Source organism: Parablastomonas sp. CN1-191, from assembly GCF_049354825.1.
Lineage (GTDB): Bacteria > Pseudomonadota > Alphaproteobacteria > Sphingomonadales > Sphingomonadaceae > Novosphingobium.
Window position 1 is genome coordinate 788,292 of sequence record NZ_CP186480.1, and the last position, 16,154, is coordinate 804,445.

16 protein-coding genes are annotated in these 16,154 nt (G+C 67.3%); 9 read left to right on the forward strand and 7 right to left on the reverse strand.

The window, feature by feature from the left end:
* Positions 1-113 precede the first annotated feature (113 nt).
* A complete protein-coding gene (locus ACOYW6_RS03960; protein WP_423142515.1) occupies positions 114-707 on the forward strand; it encodes a hypothetical protein in 594 nt (197 codons plus the stop codon).
* 33 nt (positions 708-740) lie between these two features.
* The gene (locus ACOYW6_RS03965; protein WP_423142516.1) at positions 741-1,211 is read left to right on the forward strand and encodes a hypothetical protein; all 471 of its coding nucleotides are present in this window, start codon (positions 741-743) and stop codon (positions 1,209-1,211) included.
* 6 nt (positions 1,212-1,217) lie between these two features.
* Here ACOYW6_RS03965 and trmFO read toward each other — a convergent pair whose 3' ends face one another.
* Complete coding sequence (gene trmFO, locus ACOYW6_RS03970) at positions 1,218-2,588, reverse strand: methylenetetrahydrofolate--tRNA-(uracil(54)-C(5))-methyltransferase (FADH(2)-oxidizing) TrmFO (protein ID WP_423142517.1); 1,371 nt, start codon at positions 2,586-2,588, stop codon at positions 1,218-1,220.
* A gap of 52 nt (positions 2,589-2,640) precedes the next feature.
* Between trmFO and ACOYW6_RS03975 the strand changes: the two genes are divergently transcribed.
* The gene (locus ACOYW6_RS03975; protein ID WP_423142518.1) at positions 2,641-3,291 is read left to right on the forward strand and encodes a lysoplasmalogenase family protein; all 651 of its coding nucleotides are present in this window, start codon (positions 2,641-2,643) and stop codon (positions 3,289-3,291) included.
* Here ACOYW6_RS03975 and ACOYW6_RS03980 read toward each other — a convergent pair.
* Positions 3,269-3,622 (reverse strand): DUF952 domain-containing protein, encoded by a 354-nt coding sequence (locus ACOYW6_RS03980; protein ID WP_423142519.1) that lies wholly within the window; start codon positions 3,620-3,622, stop codon positions 3,269-3,271. The genes ACOYW6_RS03975 and ACOYW6_RS03980 overlap by 23 nt on opposite strands.
* Positions 3,622-6,399 (reverse strand): DNA gyrase subunit A, encoded by a 2,778-nt coding sequence (gene gyrA, locus ACOYW6_RS03985; RefSeq protein WP_423142520.1) that lies wholly within the window; start codon positions 6,397-6,399, stop codon positions 3,622-3,624. The genes ACOYW6_RS03980 and gyrA overlap by 1 nt, the downstream gene beginning before the upstream one ends.
* Before the next feature lie 292 nt (positions 6,400-6,691).
* On the opposite strand from gyrA, the gene ACOYW6_RS03990 reads away from it, so the two are divergent.
* Positions 6,692-8,113, forward strand: coding sequence for a hypothetical protein (locus ACOYW6_RS03990; protein WP_423142521.1), 1,422 nt, complete (start codon positions 6,692-6,694; stop codon positions 8,111-8,113).
* Between the two features lie 55 nt (positions 8,114-8,168).
* Here the strand turns inward: ACOYW6_RS03990 and ACOYW6_RS03995 are convergent, their stop codons facing one another.
* Positions 8,169-8,822, reverse strand: a complete 654-nt coding sequence (locus ACOYW6_RS03995; protein ID WP_423142522.1) for a carbonic anhydrase — start codon at positions 8,820-8,822, stop codon at positions 8,169-8,171.
* Positions 8,823-8,887: 65 nt separating this feature from the next.
* Between ACOYW6_RS03995 and lipA the strand changes: the two genes are divergently transcribed.
* On the forward strand, positions 8,888-9,844 hold the full coding sequence (lipA, locus tag ACOYW6_RS04000; RefSeq protein WP_423142523.1) for a lipoyl synthase: 957 nt from the start codon (positions 8,888-8,890) through the stop codon (positions 9,842-9,844).
* 5 nt (positions 9,845-9,849) lie between these two features.
* A complete protein-coding gene (locus ACOYW6_RS04005; RefSeq protein WP_423142524.1) occupies positions 9,850-10,311 on the forward strand; it encodes a type II toxin-antitoxin system RatA family toxin in 462 nt (153 codons plus the stop codon).
* Here the strand turns inward: ACOYW6_RS04005 and ACOYW6_RS04010 are convergent.
* Genes ACOYW6_RS04010 through ACOYW6_RS04020 form a run of 3 tightly spaced genes read right to left on the reverse strand, consistent with a single transcriptional unit; the run spans position 10,272 to position 12,459 of the window.
* The gene (locus tag ACOYW6_RS04010) at positions 10,272-10,772 is read right to left on the reverse strand and encodes a CinA family protein (RefSeq protein ID WP_423142525.1); all 501 of its coding nucleotides are present in this window, start codon (positions 10,770-10,772) and stop codon (positions 10,272-10,274) included. The two genes, ACOYW6_RS04005 and ACOYW6_RS04010, sit on opposite strands and share 40 nt — an antisense overlap.
* A complete protein-coding gene (locus ACOYW6_RS04015) occupies positions 10,769-11,296 on the reverse strand; it encodes a hypothetical protein (RefSeq protein ID WP_423142526.1) in 528 nt (175 codons plus the stop codon). The genes ACOYW6_RS04010 and ACOYW6_RS04015 overlap by 4 nt, the downstream gene beginning before the upstream one ends.
* Before the next feature lie 14 nt (positions 11,297-11,310).
* Entirely contained in the window at positions 11,311-12,459 is a 1,149-nt protein-coding gene (locus ACOYW6_RS04020) for a bifunctional 2-C-methyl-D-erythritol 4-phosphate cytidylyltransferase/2-C-methyl-D-erythritol 2,4-cyclodiphosphate synthase (protein WP_423142527.1), read from the reverse strand.
* A 76-nt stretch (positions 12,460-12,535) separates the two neighbouring features.
* Between ACOYW6_RS04020 and dusB the strand changes: the two genes are divergently transcribed.
* The 3 genes from dusB to ACOYW6_RS04035 are packed head-to-tail and all read left to right on the forward strand — an operon-like array spanning position 12,536 to position 16,034.
* On the forward strand, positions 12,536-13,552 hold the full coding sequence (gene dusB, locus ACOYW6_RS04025) for a tRNA dihydrouridine synthase DusB (RefSeq protein ID WP_423142528.1): 1,017 nt from the start codon (positions 12,536-12,538) through the stop codon (positions 13,550-13,552).
* Positions 13,552-14,631: a two-component system sensor histidine kinase NtrB gene (locus ACOYW6_RS04030; protein ID WP_423142529.1), complete on the forward strand. Its 1,080-nt coding sequence runs from the start codon at positions 13,552-13,554 to the stop codon at positions 14,629-14,631. The genes dusB and ACOYW6_RS04030 overlap by 1 nt, the downstream gene beginning before the upstream one ends.
* Positions 14,628-16,034: a sigma-54-dependent transcriptional regulator gene (locus tag ACOYW6_RS04035; protein ID WP_423142530.1), complete on the forward strand. Its 1,407-nt coding sequence runs from the start codon at positions 14,628-14,630 to the stop codon at positions 16,032-16,034. Before ACOYW6_RS04030 ends, ACOYW6_RS04035 begins: the two co-directional genes overlap by 4 nt.
* The last annotated feature ends 120 nt before the right edge of the window (positions 16,035-16,154 follow it).

Here is a 16,154-nt window from a genome sequence, read left to right on the forward strand (position 1 = left end):
CCATAGGGCGCGCGTGGTTGTTCTTCTTTCAAGCAAAGGGGTTAACGTCTCTTTACGCTGATGCATTTGTGACGGGATTGACTTGGAGCGCCCCGCCGTGCGCAGGGTGAAGCGTGACCGACGCACGCGAGATCCTGGCCCCGGAAGCCCGCCTGGCGCTGGCTTACACCCCTTCCGTCTTCCGCCCACGCACGCTGGCCATCCTCGCGCTGGACGCCCGCATGGCGGAACTGGTGCGCGGCGCGCGTGAAATGATGCTGGGGCAGATGCGACTGGCGTGGTGGCGCGACACGCTCGCGGCCGATCCGGCAACGTGGCGCCGTGGCGACCCGGTCCTGGCGGCCCTGCACGGCTGGGAGGAGGATCGCAGCCCGCTGGCTGCTCTGGTGGATGGCTGGGAACACCTCCTCGGCCAGGAGCCACTGGACGAGGTACGTATCGCCGCGTTCGCCGCCGGGCGCGTCGCGCCGTGGGCGGCGCTGGGCGGGGAGGCGGCCGCCCGGATGGGGCGGCGCTGGGCCCTGGCGGACCTTGCCGCGCATTGCCGCGATCCTGGCGAGCGCGCGCTGGTTGCGCGCACGCCGCGCTCTGCTCTGTTGCCGCTGACACGGTCGCTGCGGGGCCTGGTCGTGCTCGCCGGGGCACGCAGCGACGACGGCGCCTTTCGTCCGGGACGCGCGCTGCGGCTTGGCTTGCTCGGCCGCTAGGTTATTGTTCCGGGCGATGAAACGGGAGGATCGATGAATCGGATCGTGCTGGGCGCCGTCTCCGCGCTGCTGCTGGCTGCCGCCGGCCTGTTCTGGTGGCAGGGCCGCGCCGAGACCGAGCGCGCCGCGCCGGCTCTACCCGCAGCCGAACTGGCACCCCCCAGCGGCGGAGAGGATATCGCGATCCCGGACGAGGACGGCGCCGGCCTGAAGGGCGCGCCGCTCCCGAGCGCTGATCCTGCCACGCGTGAGCGCAAACGCTTCGACCGGCTCGACCGCGACCGCGACGGTCGGATTACCCGCAACGAAGCGCTGGCGCCGCGTGTCGGTGCGTTCCGCAAGCTCGACACCGACCACAACAACCTGCTCAGTTTCGAGGAGTGGGCGGTGGTGACCGCGAACAAGTTCAAGGGCGCCGATGCCAACGGCGATAACGCGCTCAGCCGCGACGAATTCGCCACCACCAAGCCCAAGGAACGCAAGAAGCCTGCCTGCAAGTGTTGACGGGCGTCAGCCCGCGCCCGCCATCCAGTCCGCCAGGTCGGCCCGGGCGCGTGCGGTGTAAGCGCCCTTGCGCTGCTTCTTCTTCACCGCATCGTCGACCGGCGGAAACAGCCCGAAGTTGACATTCATCGGCTGGTACGTCTCGGCCTCGGCATCGCCGGTGATGTGGGACAGGAGCGCGCCCAGCGCGGTGGTGCGGGGCGGGGAGGTCCACGGCTGCGCCGCGTGTTCGGCTGCTGCCATGCGCCCGGCGAGCAAGCCGACGGCAGCGCTTTCGACATAGCCTTCGCAGCCGGTCATCTGCCCCGCGAAGCGGAGATGCGGCGCGGTCTTGAGCCGCAACTGGCGATCAAGCAGCACGGGCGAATGAATGAAGGTATTGCGGTGCAAGCCGCCCAGGCGCGCGAACTCCGCGTTTTCAAGGCCGGGGATGGTGCGAAAGACGCGAACCTGCTCGGCATGCTTCAACTTCGTCTGGAACCCAACCATGTTCCACAGCGTGCCCAGCTTGTTGTCCTGCCGTAACTGGACGACGGCGTAAGGCCAACGCCCATTGGGATGTTCGGGCGTGGCGGCGTGCGGATTGTCGAGGCCGACCGGCTTCATCGGGCCGAAGCGCAGAGTTTCGACGCCGCGTGCGGCCATCACCTCGACCGGCATACAGCCCTCGAAATAGGGGGTGCTGGCTTCCCATTCGCGGAACTCGGTCTTTTCTCCGGCGAGCAGCTCCTCGCGAAAAGCAAGGTACTGCGCCTTGTCGAGCGGGCAGTTGATGTAGTCCTTGCCGTCGCCCAGCGCTGAGCCACGGTCCCAGCGCGCGGCCATCCAGGCGATGTCCATGTTCACCGAATCGCGGTGTACGATCGGCGCGATGGCGTCGAAGAAGGCCAGGCTGTCGGCGCCGGTCGCGGCGCCGATGCTGTCTGCCAGTGCTGCGGCCGTCAGCGGGCCGGTCGCGACGATGGTGAGGCCGGCTTCGGGAAGGCGATCGATCCGCTCACGCACGATGGTGAGGTTTGCCTGCTCGCGCAGGCGCCGTTCGACCTCGCCGGAGAACATGTCGCGGTCGACCGCCAGCGCCGACCCTGCAGGCACCTTGGCAACCTCGGCTGCCGCCATGATCAGCGAATCGAGTTCGCGCATTTCCTGATGCAGGAGGCCGACCGCGTTGTTGTCGGCATCGTCGGACCGGAACGAGTTGGAGCAAACCAGCTCGGCCAGTCCGTCACCCTGGTGCGCCGGCGTCCGTTCGCCGCCTTTATCCGGCGAGGCGCCGCGCATTTCCGAAAGCCGCACCGTCAACCCGGCGCGAGCAAGCTGCCACGCGGCCTCGCTCCCGGCGAGCCCGCCGCCGATTACATGAACGTCGTATCCCATCGCGCCGCGCCTAGCGCTTGCGCGCCCGAAAGGGAAACGCCAAGCCGCGCGCATGATCGGTTGGAACTCGCGATCGCGCGCGCTGCCTTTGCTCGTGGCCAGCCTGCTGGCAGGGATCGCGTACGTGTTCATCAAGGACGGGCACCAGCTCGGCGCGCTGCGCGTGGCGATCAAGATGGCAGCGGTCGGCTGCCTGGCGCTGTACCTTTTACCGCAGAGCCGCCGGTTTGCAGGCGTGCTGGCGCTGGCGGCGCTGGGTGACGGGCTGATCGAGGCCAATATCTATGCCGGCGCGGCGGCCTTCGTCGCCGCTCACGTCGTTGCGATCTCCTTTTACGTCCGCAATCGCCGCGCCGCGCCCAGCGCGAGCCGGCGCCTGCTGGCGCTGACGCTGCTTGTTATGACGCCGTTGATTGCAGTTCTGGTCCTGCCCAAACCGACCGACTGGATGGGTGCGGGCATTTATGCACCGATCGTCGGCGCGATGGCCGCGGCGGCATGGTTGAGCCGCTTTCCGCGTTACCGGACCGGCATCGGCGCCGTGCTGTTCGTCGGTTCCGACCTTCTTCTGTTCGCGCAGACCGGTGCGCTGGCGTCCAGTTCGCTTCCGGCACTCCTGATCTGGCCGCTCTATTATGCCGGCCAGCTGCTCATCGCGCTGGGCGTTGCCTCGACGCTGGCTAGCCCGCGATCGGGAGCCTGATCAGTCCATCTTCGCCGCGCCGCAACGGGCCATAGGCCAGCACCGCGCTGAGCGGCAACGGCGCGTAGATGTGCGGAAACAGCGCGCCGCCGCGCGACGGTTCCCACCGGACGGCATCGCCAAGAACAGGCAGGTCGACCGTCACGACGTGAAGGTCGTCCTGTCCGGCGAAGTGCTTGCTGACCGTCTCCTCGAGCTGCTCGGCCGTCGACAAGTGGATGTAGCCGTCGGCAAGATCGACGGGCGCGCCGGCGAACAGGCCGCCGTGTTCAAGCGCCGTCATCTCGGGCGAGGTCAGCACCTTGTAAGCAACGACGGGGCGGTCAGCCATCACGCGTCACTGACGCCGGGTTCGTCGCCGCCCTCCGCCAGGTCCTGCCCGACCACGGCGTCGTCGGTGGCAGCGCCGCCGGCGGGACCGTCGCCGAGATCGATCTCGGCCTCGTCCTCGCTCTCTTCGATGCGAGCGGCGGAGACGACCTTTTCGTTATCGGCGACGCGGAAAAGGATCACGCCCTGGGTGTTGCGTCCGGTGACGCGGACAGAGCCGACCGTCGTGCGGATAAGCTTGGCCTGGTCGGTTACCAGCATCAGCTGCTCGCCATCGTGCGCCGGGAAGCTGGCCACGACTTCGCCATTGCGCTCCGAGCTGACAATGTTGGTGATGCCCTGGCCGCCGCGGCTCGTGCGGCGGTATTCATAGGCCGACGTGCGCTTGCCGAAACCGTTGGCGGTGACCGTTAGAATGAACTCCTCGGCCGCCTCGAACTCGGCCATGCGCTCGGGCGAAAGGGTGACCTCGCGCTCGCCCTCCTTCCAGGGTGCGGCCTTGAGATAGTCTTCGCGCTCCTGCGGGGTCGCGTCGAAGCCGCGTAGCACCGACATCGAGATCACCTCGTCCCCGTCGGCCAGGCGTGCGCCGCGAACGCCGGTGGAATCGCGGCTCTGGAATTCCCGGACATCGGTGGCGGCGAAGCGGATCGCCTTGCCCTGGCGGGTGGCAAGCAGCACGTCGTCGTCCTCGGTCAGAAGCGAGACGCCGATAAGGCGGTCTTCCGAGCCGTCCTCGAAGCGCATGGCAATCTTGCCGCTGCTGCGAATGTTGGTGAAGGCATCCATCGAATTGCGTCGCACCGATCCGCGCGCGGTCGCGAACATGACGTGGAGCTTGCCCCACTCGTCCTCGTCTTCGGGCAGTGGCAGCACGGTCGAGATCGTTTCGCCTGCCGCCAGCGGCAGCAGGTTGATCATCGGCCGCCCGCGCGTCGCCGGGCCGCCTTCGGGCAGGCGCCAGACTTTCATCCGGTAGACCTTTCCTTCTGTCGAGAAGAACAGCACCGGCGTGTGGGTTGAGGTGACGAAGAGGTGCGTGACCGCGTCCTCGTCCTTGGTCGCCATCCCGGCGCGGCCCTTGCCGCCCTTGTTCTGGGCGCGGAAGGTGGAGAGCGGGGTCCGCTTGATGTACCCGTCGAGCGTCACGGTGACGACCATGTCGTCGCGTTCGATCAGGTCCTCGTCGTCGATACCGTCGGCGGCAGCTGTGATCTCGCTTCTGCGCGGGGTGGCATAGGCATCACGGATTGCCGTCAGCTCGTCCTTCATCACGCCGTAGAGCTTCACGCGGTCGGCAAGGATCGACAGGTACTCGGCGATCGCGACGGCCAGCTCCTTGAGTTCGCCGCCGATCTCGTCGCGGCCCAGCGCGGTGAGGCGATGCAGGCGCAGCTCGAGGATGGCGCGAACCTGCGCTTCGGACAGGCGATAAGTGCCGCCCGTCTGCTCGGCGTCGGGTTCGATCGCCTCGACCAGCCGGATGTACTGGGCGATGTCGCCGATCGGCCAGTCCCGGGTCAGCAGCTTTTCGCGCGCCGCGGCAGGGTTGGGGGCGGAACGGATAAGCGCGACCACCTCGTCCATATTGGTGACCGCGATGACCAGGCCGAGCAAGATGTGCGCGCGGTCGCGCGCCTTGTTCAGTTCGTACTTGGTGCGGCGGGTAATCACCTCCTCACGGAAGGTGATGAAGGCGGCGATGATGTCGCGTAGGGCCAGGATTTCGGGCCGTCCGCCCCGGATTGCGAGCATGTTGGCCGGGAAGGACGATTGCGCCGGGGTGTTGCGCCACAACTGGTTGAGCACGACGTCGGGCGTGGCGTCGCGCTTGAGGTCGATGACGACGCGCACGCCCTCGCGGCTCGATTCGTCGCGAATGTCGGAGATACCCTCGATCCGCTTGTCCTTGGCGGCCTCGGCGATCTTTTCGACCAGTCCGTTCTTGCCCACCTGGTATGGCATCGAAGTCAAGACGATGGACCGGCGATCGCCGCGTCCTTCCTCGACCACGTGGCGGCAGCGCTGGATGATCGAACCGCGACCGGTGTGATAGGCGCTGCGCGCGCCGGCCGTGCCCAGGATCAGCGGCGCGGTCGGAAAATCGGGCGCCGGGATGATCTCGATCAGCTGCTCGGTGGTGATCGCGGGATTCTCGATCATCGCCAGGCAGCCGTCGATCACTTCGCCCAGGTTGTGCGGCGGGATGTTGGTCGCCATGCCGACCGCGATGCCGCCGGCACCATTGACCAGCAAGTTGGGGAAGCGCGCGGGCAACACCGTCGGCTCGCTGCGCGAGCCGTCGTAGTTGTCGGCGAAGTCAACCGTGTCCTTGTCGAGGTCCTCGAGCAACGCGTTGGCCACCCGCGCCAGTCGCGCCTCGGTGTAGCGCATCGAGGCCGGCGGATCGGGATCCATCGACCCGAAATTCCCCTGGCCGTCGATCAGCGGCAGCCGCATCGACCAGTCCTGGGTCATGCGCGCCAGCGCGTCGTAGATCGCGCTGTCGCCGTGCGGGTGGTAGTTACCCATCACGTCGCCGACGATCTTCGCGCTCTTGCGGTAGGGCCGCCCGGCGACGAAGCCGCCCTCCTGGCTTGCGAAAAGGATGCGGCGATGGACCGGCTTCAGCCCGTCGCGAACGTCGGGCAGGGCACGCGCCACGATCACGCTCATCGCGTAATCGAGATAGCTGGTCTTCATCTCGTCGACGATGTCGACGCGCTGGAATTCGCCCAGCGGCGATGGGGTATCGAGGATTTCGGTGTCGTCGCTCACGAAGCTGTTCAGCCGGCTGTTGACGGGAAGGGCTTATAGGGCCGGAACCCTAGGCCAGCAGGCCCGGGATAGCCAGCGCCGTGGACGCGTCGAGGCCGCCGCTATGGCCGGTTTTCCACACTTCGCGCCGCTTTCCTGAACGCGCGGAACCGGCGGCATTCAAAGCGCGTTCACCCGCCGAAAGCTAGCGGCACCCAACCTGTTGCCAAACTGGCCCTTTGCGGCCAGTTACCCGCCGCAATACCCCCGAGGGTTCCCCCTTTGCCCCGGGCGCTACGAGGAGAGATTTCATATGATCCGCAAGACGCTGCTGGCCCGCACTGCGCTGGCCCTGGTCGTGGCCGCCGGCATGGGCTCAGCGCCCGCGATGGCGCAAAAGGCCGCCGCCGCATCCGGCCCCAAGCTGTCGCTGTCGAAGCCGTTCGGGGCGCCTTACAACGCGGCGGTTGCCGCGCTGACCGCCGCGAAGACTCGTGCCGACGTCCTCGCCGCGAAGAAGGCGGTCGACGATGCCCGTAACGCCGTGAACGCTGCCAATGGCGCCCAGCGCGCCGCTGCGATGACCGCCTATAACGGCGCCGTCGCGGCACTGGCGAACACCGTCACTAGCGAGAAGGCAGCCATTGCCACCGCCGCCGCGGCCGCCACCACCCCCGATGATCGCTATGCCGCCGCGCAGCTGACCTTTCAGCTTGGCAACCTGACCGGCGATGCCGTGCTGCAGCGCGATGGCCTGGCCGCGATGATCGCCAGCGGCAAGGTTGCTGCCGCCGACCTGCCGCGGTTCAACTACTTCCTCGGCTCGCTTTCGTTCGACGCAAAGGACTATGCAGGCGCCCAGACGGCGCTGAAGGCCGCGATGGACGCCGGCTATGCCGAAAACGACGTGGCCGCGCTCTATGCCGACAGTTTCTTGCAGGCAGGTCAGACGGCTCAGGGTCTCCAGCTTCTGCAGCAGGCGATTTCGACCGCACAGGCCGCCGGCAAGCCGGCCCCCGCTTCGTGGTATCGTCGCGGGCTGGGCGCTGCGTACACCGGAAAGTTGCTGCCGCAGGCGGCCGCTTTCAGCCAGGGGCTGGTGACCTATTACCCGACGACCGAGAACTGGTCCGGCGCGATCGCCGTCGTTCGCGAGATCGGCAACTTCCAGTCGCAGGAGACGCTTGACCTCGCCCGCCTGATGCTGGCCACCAACAGCTTTGCCGAGGCGCGCGATTACGTCGACTATATCCAGGCAGCCGACCCGCGGCGTTCGCCGGGCGAGGTGCTCAAGGTCCTCGATCTCGGCGCTCGTTCGGGCAAGCTGGCCGGTTCGCAGGCGTTCATCACCGAGGCGCGGACGATGGCGCAGGGCCGCCTGGCCGCCGACAAGACGTCGCTGCCGGCGCTCTACCGCGACGCTTCGACCGCCAGTTCGACCGCCACGGCGACGACCGCTGCGGCTGACGCCGCGCTCAGCTACGAGGATTATCCCAAGGCGCTCGAGCTCTACAAGCTGGCGCTGGGCAAGCCGGGTGCGGACACCGCGCGGATCCAGACGCGTATCGGTATCGCCGATACCATGCTGCGTGACTACGCAGGTGCCAAGGCTGCCTTTGCGGCTGTAACCGGGCCGCGCAAGCCGATCGCTGACCTGTGGGCCATCTATGCCAGCCAGAAGGCCAATCCTTCGGCGGGCACGGCGCCGACTTCTCCGGCTGCCACGCAGGGCTGAAGCAAGACGTGTGAGTTACGGAAAGGGCGGCGAGCAATCGCCGCCCTTTCTGCGTTCAGCGGACCGGTTCGAAGCGATCGGTCGCTTCGTCGAGAACGTGAAGAATGCCGTCCGAGATGGCAAAGAACGCACCGGTCAGCCGCAGCTGGCCGCTGCGCTCCTTGTCGCGCACGCAAGGAAACGTTCTCAGGTTTGCAAGGCTTACGCGCACGCCGGCCTGCTCCATCGCGCGCTCGGCGTCGCGGCCCTGGGTGCCGTGCTCCGCCACCACCTGTTCACGCGCATCGTCCAGCATCCCGATCCAGTCGGCGACGAAGCCGCCTTCTCCCGGGCGCGTGCCCGCCAGGTCTTGGCTCAGCGCGGCCTTGCAACCGCCGCACATGCCGTGGCCCATGACCACGATCTCACGGACGTTGAGGAACTGCACCGCGAATTCCAGTGCCGCCGACACACCGTGGTGACCGGGCGTCGTCTCGAACGGGGGCACCATCGCGGCGACGTTGCGGGCAACGAAAATCTCGCCCGGATCGACGTCGAAGATCTGCGCCGGGTCGACGCGGCTGTCTGAGCAGGCGATGACCATCACCTCGGGCTCCTGGCCTTCGCGCAGGGCCGCCCAGCGCTCTCGGTTCGAGCTCCAGCCATGTTCGCGAAAGCGGCGATAACCTTCGACCAGATGGCCAAGCTGCGGGGAGGGGGCTGTCGTCATGGTGCGCTCATGCCGCGCCGAGAAGCCTCTGGCAAGCAGGCGGGGAAGCCCTTATGTGGGCCGCCATGAACGACATGGCCGCCACGCCCGCCCGCCCCGAGCGCCAGCGCAAGCCCGACTGGATTCGCGTCAAGGCGCCGACCAGCAAGGGCTACGGCGAAACCCGCCAGCTGATGCGCGATCTGTCGCTGAACACCGTGTGCGAAGAGGCGGCCTGCCCCAATATCGGGGAGTGCTGGACCAAGAAGCACGCGACGGTGATGATCCTGGGCGATACCTGCACCCGCGCCTGCGCGTTCTGCAACGTGAAGACGGGAATGCCGCTGGCTGTCGACCGCGACGAGCCCGCGCATGTTGCCGAGGCCGCCGCAAAGCTTGGCCTTGAACACATCGTCATCACCAGCGTCGATCGCGACGACCTGGCAGACGGCGGCGCCAGCCAGTTCGTCAAGGTAATCGAGGAACTGCGCCGTACCACTCCTGGCACCACGATCGAGATCCTGACCCCCGATTTTCGCGGCAAGATGCGCTCCGCAGTCGAGGCGATCGTCGCCGCCGGGCCGGATGTTTACAACCACAATCTCGAAACCGTGCCGCGGCTTTATCCCACGATCCGCCCCGGGGCGCGCTACTACGCCTCGTTGCGCCTGCTGGAAGAGGTCAAGGCCCACGATCCGCTGGTCTTTACAAAGTCCGGCATCATGCTTGGCCTTGGCGAGGAGCGGCTCGAAGTGCACCAGGTCATGGACGACATGCGTAGCGCCGGCATCGATTTCCTGACCATGGGCCAGTACCTTCAGCCAACCCCCCGCCATGCCAAGGTCATCGATTTCGTTACGCCCAAGGCGTTCGACGCCTATGGCGCGATTGCCCGGGCGAAGGGGTTCCTGCAGGTCGCGTCCAGCCCGCTGACCCGTTCCAGCTATCACGCCGGGGACGATTTCCGAGCGATGCGCACCGCACGCGAGGCGCAAGTGGCCAAGGCGGCAGAGCGGGCGTTGCGGAAGGGCGAACGCGCCTAGCTGACATGCCCGGCATCCACGACGTCCACCGCCTGCCCTACACCCCCGAGCAGATGTTCGATCTTGTGGCCGATGTCGGCCGCTATGCCGAATTTCTGCCGTGGGTGGTGGCGACGCGCGTGCGCTCCAACAGCGAAACCGAAATGGTCGCCGACATGCTGGTCGGGTTCAATGCGCTGCGCGAGAAGTTTACCAGCCGGGTCGAGAAGCAGCGGCCGGGCCGGATTTCCGTGCATTATGTCGACGGGCCGCTCAAGGACCTCGATAACCGTTGGCTGTTCCGTCCGGTGGATGGGGGGGGCTGCGAAATCGATTTCTGCGTCGATTTCACGTTCCGCAATGCCGTTTTCGAAGCGCTGGCGGGGAGCTATTTCGACCGTGCCTTTCGCAAGATGGTCGCCGCATTCGAAGCGCGCGCGCACGCGCTTTACGGCAGTAGCAGCTCCAGCGCGACGACCGCTGCCTGAGCCCTAATCGCGGCCCGCCCGTTGGCGCCGAACTGCTTGACCTCGATATCGACCGTATCGCGACCGCGAACGGCGCGCGCAAAGCACACCATGCCGACCGGCTTGTCGGCACTGCCCCCCCCCGGACCGGCAATGCCCGTAACCGAGACGGCAACATCGGCGCGGCTTGCCGCCAGCGCACCGCGGGCCATCGCCTCGGCGCACGCGCGGGACACGGCCCCGTGGGTCACAATCAGGTCGGCAGGTACGGCCAGCAGCTCCTGCTTGGCCTCGTTCGAATAGGTCACGAAGCCGCGATCGAACACGGCCGACGAACCGGGCACTTCGGTGAGAGCGGCTGCGACCAGGCCGCCAGTGCAACTTTCTGCGACCGCGACCATCCGCCCGGCCTCGGCATTGCGAGCAACGACTTCGGCCGCGAGGCCGGCGATCGCGCCGGGCAGGAGCGAGCCGCGGGTCACGTCTTGCAGACGCTGAACTGTCCCAGCCGCGCGCGCCCGTCGCCCGCCCAGAGGCCGGCTGCAATCCCGACCAGCTTGGCCGCATTGGCCGCCGGCAGCGGAGCGACCAGTTCGATCGCGCGGTCGAGCGATGTGCAGCGGTCGATCGGAAGGCGCTGGCCGACCATGTTGACCATCGACCCGTCGACCATCGGCCGCAAAGCGGAATCGGGCATGGCGCCGAACAGGCCGCTCACCTGCGGATTCATGATCGTCCCGACTTTCAGGAACGCGGCTTTCGCGGTCGGCCAGGCGGCGATCCTGCCGGCATCGTACTTGCGCGCCAGCGCCTCTCCGCTTGTGCGTAGAAACGCGGTTGACGGCAGGCTGGGCCCGCAGCGGCTGATCGCGCCGCGGATGAGGCTGGGCAGGGCATAGCTCGACACGGCGCTGAACTCGGCCGGTGCCAGGCACGGCGGCTCCGCAGCCTGAGCAGTAACAGGGACAAGCGTCAGGACGGTGGCAAGGACAGTGGTGCGACCCATGATCGGCTTCCTTTTCAATCGAGTACAAGCGTGGCGACCGCCTGGGCGGCGATGCCTTCGGAGCGGCCCGTGAAGCCGAGTTTTTCCGTCGTCGTAGCCTTTATCGAGACGCGGTCTTCCGCGCACCCGAGCAACTGAGCCAGCCGCGTGCGCATCGCGGCGCGGTGCGGCCCGATCTTCGGCGCCTCGCAAATGATTGTCAGGTCGACATTGCCGATCGCGTACCCTGCCTCCGCCGCCAGCGACACGGCATGGGCGAGGAAGCGGTCGGACGCGGCGCCGCGCCATTGCGGATCGCTGGGGGGGAAATGCGTGCCGATGTCTCCGGCACCGAGCGCGCCGAGCAAGGCGTCGACCAGCGCATGGATGGCAACGTCCGCATCGCTGTGGCCCGCAAGGCCGTGACTGTGATCGATCCTGACCCCGCCAAGCCAGAGGTCTTCCCCGGCGGCCAGTCGGTGAACGTCATAGCCGGTGCCGACGCGGAGCGGCAGCGGCCCGGCGGCGGCGAAGTCGGCTGCATAAGTCAGCTTGTGCAACGCTTCATCCCCCTCGACCATAACCACATCCATTCCCGCAGCGCGAGCCACCTGGGCGTCGTCCCCGGCGTCGGCAGCGCCGCGCCAGCCTCGGTGCGCCGCCAGGATGGCGGCAAAATCGAACGCCTGCGGGGTCTGCACCCGCCGCAGGGCTTCGCGGCTGGCGGGCGCGCCCATAACGTCGCCATCGGCAGCTGCGAGGCTGTCGGCAACTGGCAGGACCGGGATGGCCGCGGGATGAACGGCAAGCGCGTCCACCAGCCGGGCGATTACGCCGGGAGGCACCAACGGGCGGGCGGCGTCGTGGATCAGGACGGCCCGCGGACCGTCTGCGGCAAGAGCCTCGAGTGCAGCGCGCACCGACGCCTGGCGGGTCGCGCCGCCCGCGACCAGCCTGACCCCGGGAATGCCGCCAAGGGCGGCAGTGGCAGTTTCATCAGCCCCGGCGGGGATGGCGACCACGATCGGCGTCGCTCCAGCCCGCGCAAAGGCTTCGGCCGAGTGCCGTATGACCGGCTTGCCGCGCCAGCGCGCAAACTGTTTGGGTAGCGACTGGCCCGCGCGCAGGCCGGCCCCGGCGGCAACGATGACCGCGGCGAAAGCAGATGTGGGGGCGCTGTCCATCGTCACCGGCGCTATCCGCTTGCCGGGGCGGCGGCAATTCCCTATGTGCTGCCCGTTTTTTAGGCATCCTGAGACTATGCGCGCGCTCCCTCCACCACCTCCGATGTCCCCGATCGCCGTGGGACCGATCGAGATCGGCTGCCCTGTCATCCTCGCGCCGATGACGGGCGTAACGGATTTGCCTTTCCGCAAGCTGGTGCGGCGCTACGGTTCGGGGCTGAACGTCACGGAGATGATTGCCAGCGAAGCCGCCATCCGCGCAACGCGCCAGTCGGTCCAGAAGGCCGAGTGGGACCGGATCGAAGAGCCTGTCTCGATGCAGCTGGTCGGCTGCGATCCCGTGTCGATGGCAGAAGCGGCGCGGATGCAGGAAGCCAACGGCGCCGCGATCATCGATATCAACTTCGGCTGCCCCGTGCGCAAGGTGGTTGGCCAGCTTGCCGGCAGCGCGCTGATGCGCGAGGTTCCGCTGGCGGTGAAGCTGATGGAAGCGACCGTGAAGGCGGTATCTGTTCCGGTAACCGTGAAGATGCGCATGGGCTGGGACCATGCGAGCCTGAACGCGCCCGAGCTGGCCCGGATTGCCGAGGATATCGGCATCAGGATGGTTACCGTCCACGGCCGGACGCGCAACCAGCTCTATTCCGGAGATGCCGATTGGTCATTCGTCCGTAAGGTCAAGGATGCGGTGTCGATTCCGGTCATCGTCAACGGCGACATTTGTGGGATCGACGATGCCGCCGCTGCGCTGGCGCAAAGCGGCGCCGACGGGGTGATGATCGGGCGGGGCGCATACGGCAAGCCGTGGCTGCTGGGCCAGGTGATGCGGTGGTGGCGCGGCGGCGGCGAGAGCGCCGACCCCTCGATCGATGAGCAGTTAGAGGTCGTCGTCGAGCATTACGAGGCGATGCTGGAGCATTACGGCCGCGACACCGGCGTCAAGATCGCACGGAAGCACCTGGGCTGGTACACGAAGGGGCTGCCCGGTTCCGCCGAGTTCCGCAACAAGGTCAACTTCGTCGACGACGCGGGCGAGGTGGTTCGGATGCTCCGCGAATTCTATGCGCCGCTGCTGACGCGCCAGGCCGCCTGATGGGCCCGGACGCGCGCCGGCAGCTCGTCAGCTTGCCGTTCGCGCTCGTTCTCGTCGATCCCGCGCATCGCATTGCCGCGCTCAACCCTGCGGCCGAGCAGCTGCTGGGCCAAAGCGCGCGCCGTCTTATGGGCCGCGCTCTGTCGGAGGCGATCACCTTTGGCGAGGTAACGCTGTGCCGCCGCGTGAGCGAGGGCGAAGCGCAGCTGTCGGCGCGCTCGACGCCGGTGCAGTTCGCGGGCCAGGCGGTCCGCCGCCTCGACGTGACGTTGGCTCCGGTCATCGATTTCCCGGGTTGGCAGATGCTGACTCTGGTCGATCTTGGCGGCGTCGGCTCCCTGAGCGACGAAGACAGCCTGTTGCGCGCGCCCGAGGTTCTCGCGCACGAGATCAAGAACCCGCTCGCCGGGATACGGGGCGCGGCCCAGCTGCTGGCCCGCAAGCTTGACGACAAGGATCGCGCGCTTACGACACTGATCGCCGGGGAGGTCGATCGGATTGCCAACCTAATCGATCAGATGCAAACACTTAGCAGGCGATCTTCGCCCCCGCTCGAACCTTGCAATCTGCACGAATCCGTCCGCCGTGCCGTGGCCGTCATCACGACAGCGCGAGAGCCCATGTCGTTGCGCGAGGAATTCGATCCGTCCCTGCCGCCAGTGCAGGGCAATGCCGATGCGCTGGTCCAGGTCGTCCTCAACCTCCTGACCAACGCGCACGAGGCTGCCGAGGGAGGACAGGCCCCGCAGGTCGTGATCCGCACGCGGTTCGCCAGCGGTCTGCAGTTCCAGCGTGCGGGCGGCGAGCAGCCGGTGCGACTGCCGATAGAACTACGCGTCAGTGACAACGGTCCCGGTATCGACCCCGCCGTCCGCGACCACGTTTTCGAGCCATTCGTGACGTCGAAGAAAAGCGGGCAGGGGCTGGGACTGGCGTTAGTGCGGCGGCTGGTTCGCGATATGAACGGAAGGATCGGCATGGACCGGGACGAAGAAGCCGGCTGGACGCACTTCCACGTCCATCTTCCGGTGGCGTTGGAGCGCCGCGGCGCGGGGTCCGCCGGGGCCTGCGCGGCATGAGCGTCCTTCTGGTAGAGGACGATGCGTCGATCGCCGTCGTCATCACCGCTGCGCTTGAGGCTGAAGGGTTCGAAGTGACGCACTGCGTCTCCATCGAAGAGCGAGACCGCTACCTGCGCGAACGCAGCTTCACCGCGCTTGTTACCGACGTGATCCTGACCGACGGGGATGGCATCGAGAGCCTCGGCGAGGTTCGCGTGGCCGCGCCTGACATGCCGGTGATCATCCTTTCGGCGCAGAACACGCTTGATACCGCGGTGCGCGCTAGCGACACCGGGGCGTTCGAGTATCTTCCGAAGCCCTTCGATCTTGACGAGCTGGTACGCACGGTCCGCCAGGCGGTCGGCAATTCGACCCGGGCGAAGACCCTGGACGACGATGCGCAGGAAACGGGCCTGCCGCTGGTCGGCCGCAGCGCGCCGATGCAGGCGGTCTACCGCATGATCACTCGCGTGCTGCGCAATGACCTGACCGTGCTGGTCCTGGGCGAAAGCGGCACCGGCAAGGAGCTGGTAGCCGAAGCGATTCACCAGCTCGGTAGCCGGCGCGAAGGTCCCTTCGTTGCGGTCAATGCCGCCGCCATCCCTTCAGAATTGATCGAAAGCGAGCTGTTCGGCCACGAAAAGGGGGCCTTTACCGGTGCCGTCGTACGCCATCACGGCAAGTTCGAGCAGGCATCCGGTGGCACACTGTTCCTGGACGAGATCGGTGACATGCCGATGCAGGCCCAGACCCGGCTGCTGCGCGCGCTGCAGTCCGGGACCGTCCGCCGGGTGGGCGGGCGCGAGGATATCCCGGTGAACGTTCGCATCGTCGCGGCCACCAACCGGGATCTTGCGCCCATGATTGCGGCCGGTCAGTTCCGCGAAGACCTTTATTATCGGCTCAACGTGGTGCCGATCGTGCTGCCGCCGCTGCGCGAACGTGCCGACGACATACCTGCGCTGGCGCGTCACTTCCTCGCGCTGGCAGCGCAAGAGGGCCTGCCGCGGCGGCGCCTGTCCGACACGGCCGCGTTGCTGCTGTCGCGCCAGCCGTGGCGCGGCAACGTTCGTGAACTGCGCAACTTCATCTACCGTGTGGCGCTGCTGGCGCGCGAGGATACGGTGGAAGCAGACGCGCTGGCGCCCCTCATGGCTGAGCGACCGGTTGGCGAAGCGGTCGATGTGGCCGACCTGGCCAGCGCCGTGCGCGCCTGGCTGGACCGCGAACAGCCGGCGTCAGGAACGATCTACGACCTTGCGCTCGCCGCGCTCGAACGGCCGCTGTTCACCGCGGTTCTCGAGGAGACCGGCGGCAACCAGCTGCGCGCAGCCCAGCGGCTTGGCATCAATCGCAATACGCTGCGCAAACGGCTCCAGGATCTTGCGCTGGACCCCGAGATACTGCGCGGACGCGGCTGAACGGGCGGCGCGCGCGCCGAAACACCTTGCATCAATGCAACAGCGGGTGTTGTAATGCGGCAACGATGACGGCTCTGGTTCATAAACGCTGGCCTCCGAGGTGGTGGCGGCGGGCGCAGT

What these genes read in the sequence shown, in the direction of transcription:
- lipA (WP_423142523.1), top strand. Translation starts at nt 8,888, where the DNA reads ATGAACGACATGGCCGCCACGCCCGCCCGCCCCGAGCGCCAGCGCAAG.
- ACOYW6_RS04020 (WP_423142527.1), bottom strand. Translation starts at nt 12,459, where the DNA reads ATGGACAGCGCCCCCACATCTGCTTTCGCCGCGGTCATCGTTGCCGCC.
- dusB (WP_423142528.1), top strand. Translation starts at nt 12,536, where the DNA reads ATGCGCGCGCTCCCTCCACCACCTCCGATGTCCCCGATCGCCGTGGGA.
- ACOYW6_RS03975 (WP_423142518.1), top strand. Translation starts at nt 2,641, where the DNA reads ATGATCGGTTGGAACTCGCGATCGCGCGCGCTGCCTTTGCTCGTGGCC.
- ACOYW6_RS04035 (WP_423142530.1), top strand. Translation starts at nt 14,628, where the DNA reads ATGAGCGTCCTTCTGGTAGAGGACGATGCGTCGATCGCCGTCGTCATC.
- ACOYW6_RS03980 (WP_423142519.1), bottom strand. Translation starts at nt 3,622, where the DNA reads ATGGCTGACCGCCCCGTCGTTGCTTACAAGGTGCTGACCTCGCCCGAG.
- ACOYW6_RS04015 (WP_423142526.1), bottom strand. Translation starts at nt 11,296, where the DNA reads ATGGGTCGCACCACTGTCCTTGCCACCGTCCTGACGCTTGTCCCTGTT.
- ACOYW6_RS03965 (WP_423142516.1), top strand. Translation starts at nt 741, where the DNA reads ATGAATCGGATCGTGCTGGGCGCCGTCTCCGCGCTGCTGCTGGCTGCC.
- ACOYW6_RS03990 (WP_423142521.1), top strand. Translation starts at nt 6,692, where the DNA reads ATGATCCGCAAGACGCTGCTGGCCCGCACTGCGCTGGCCCTGGTCGTG.
- trmFO (WP_423142517.1), bottom strand. Translation starts at nt 2,588, where the DNA reads ATGGGATACGACGTTCATGTAATCGGCGGCGGGCTCGCCGGGAGCGAG.
- ACOYW6_RS04005 (WP_423142524.1), top strand. Translation starts at nt 9,850, where the DNA reads ATGCCCGGCATCCACGACGTCCACCGCCTGCCCTACACCCCCGAGCAG.
- ACOYW6_RS04030 (WP_423142529.1), top strand. Translation starts at nt 13,552, where the DNA reads ATGGGCCCGGACGCGCGCCGGCAGCTCGTCAGCTTGCCGTTCGCGCTC.
- ACOYW6_RS03995 (WP_423142522.1), bottom strand. Translation starts at nt 8,822, where the DNA reads ATGACGACAGCCCCCTCCCCGCAGCTTGGCCATCTGGTCGAAGGTTAT.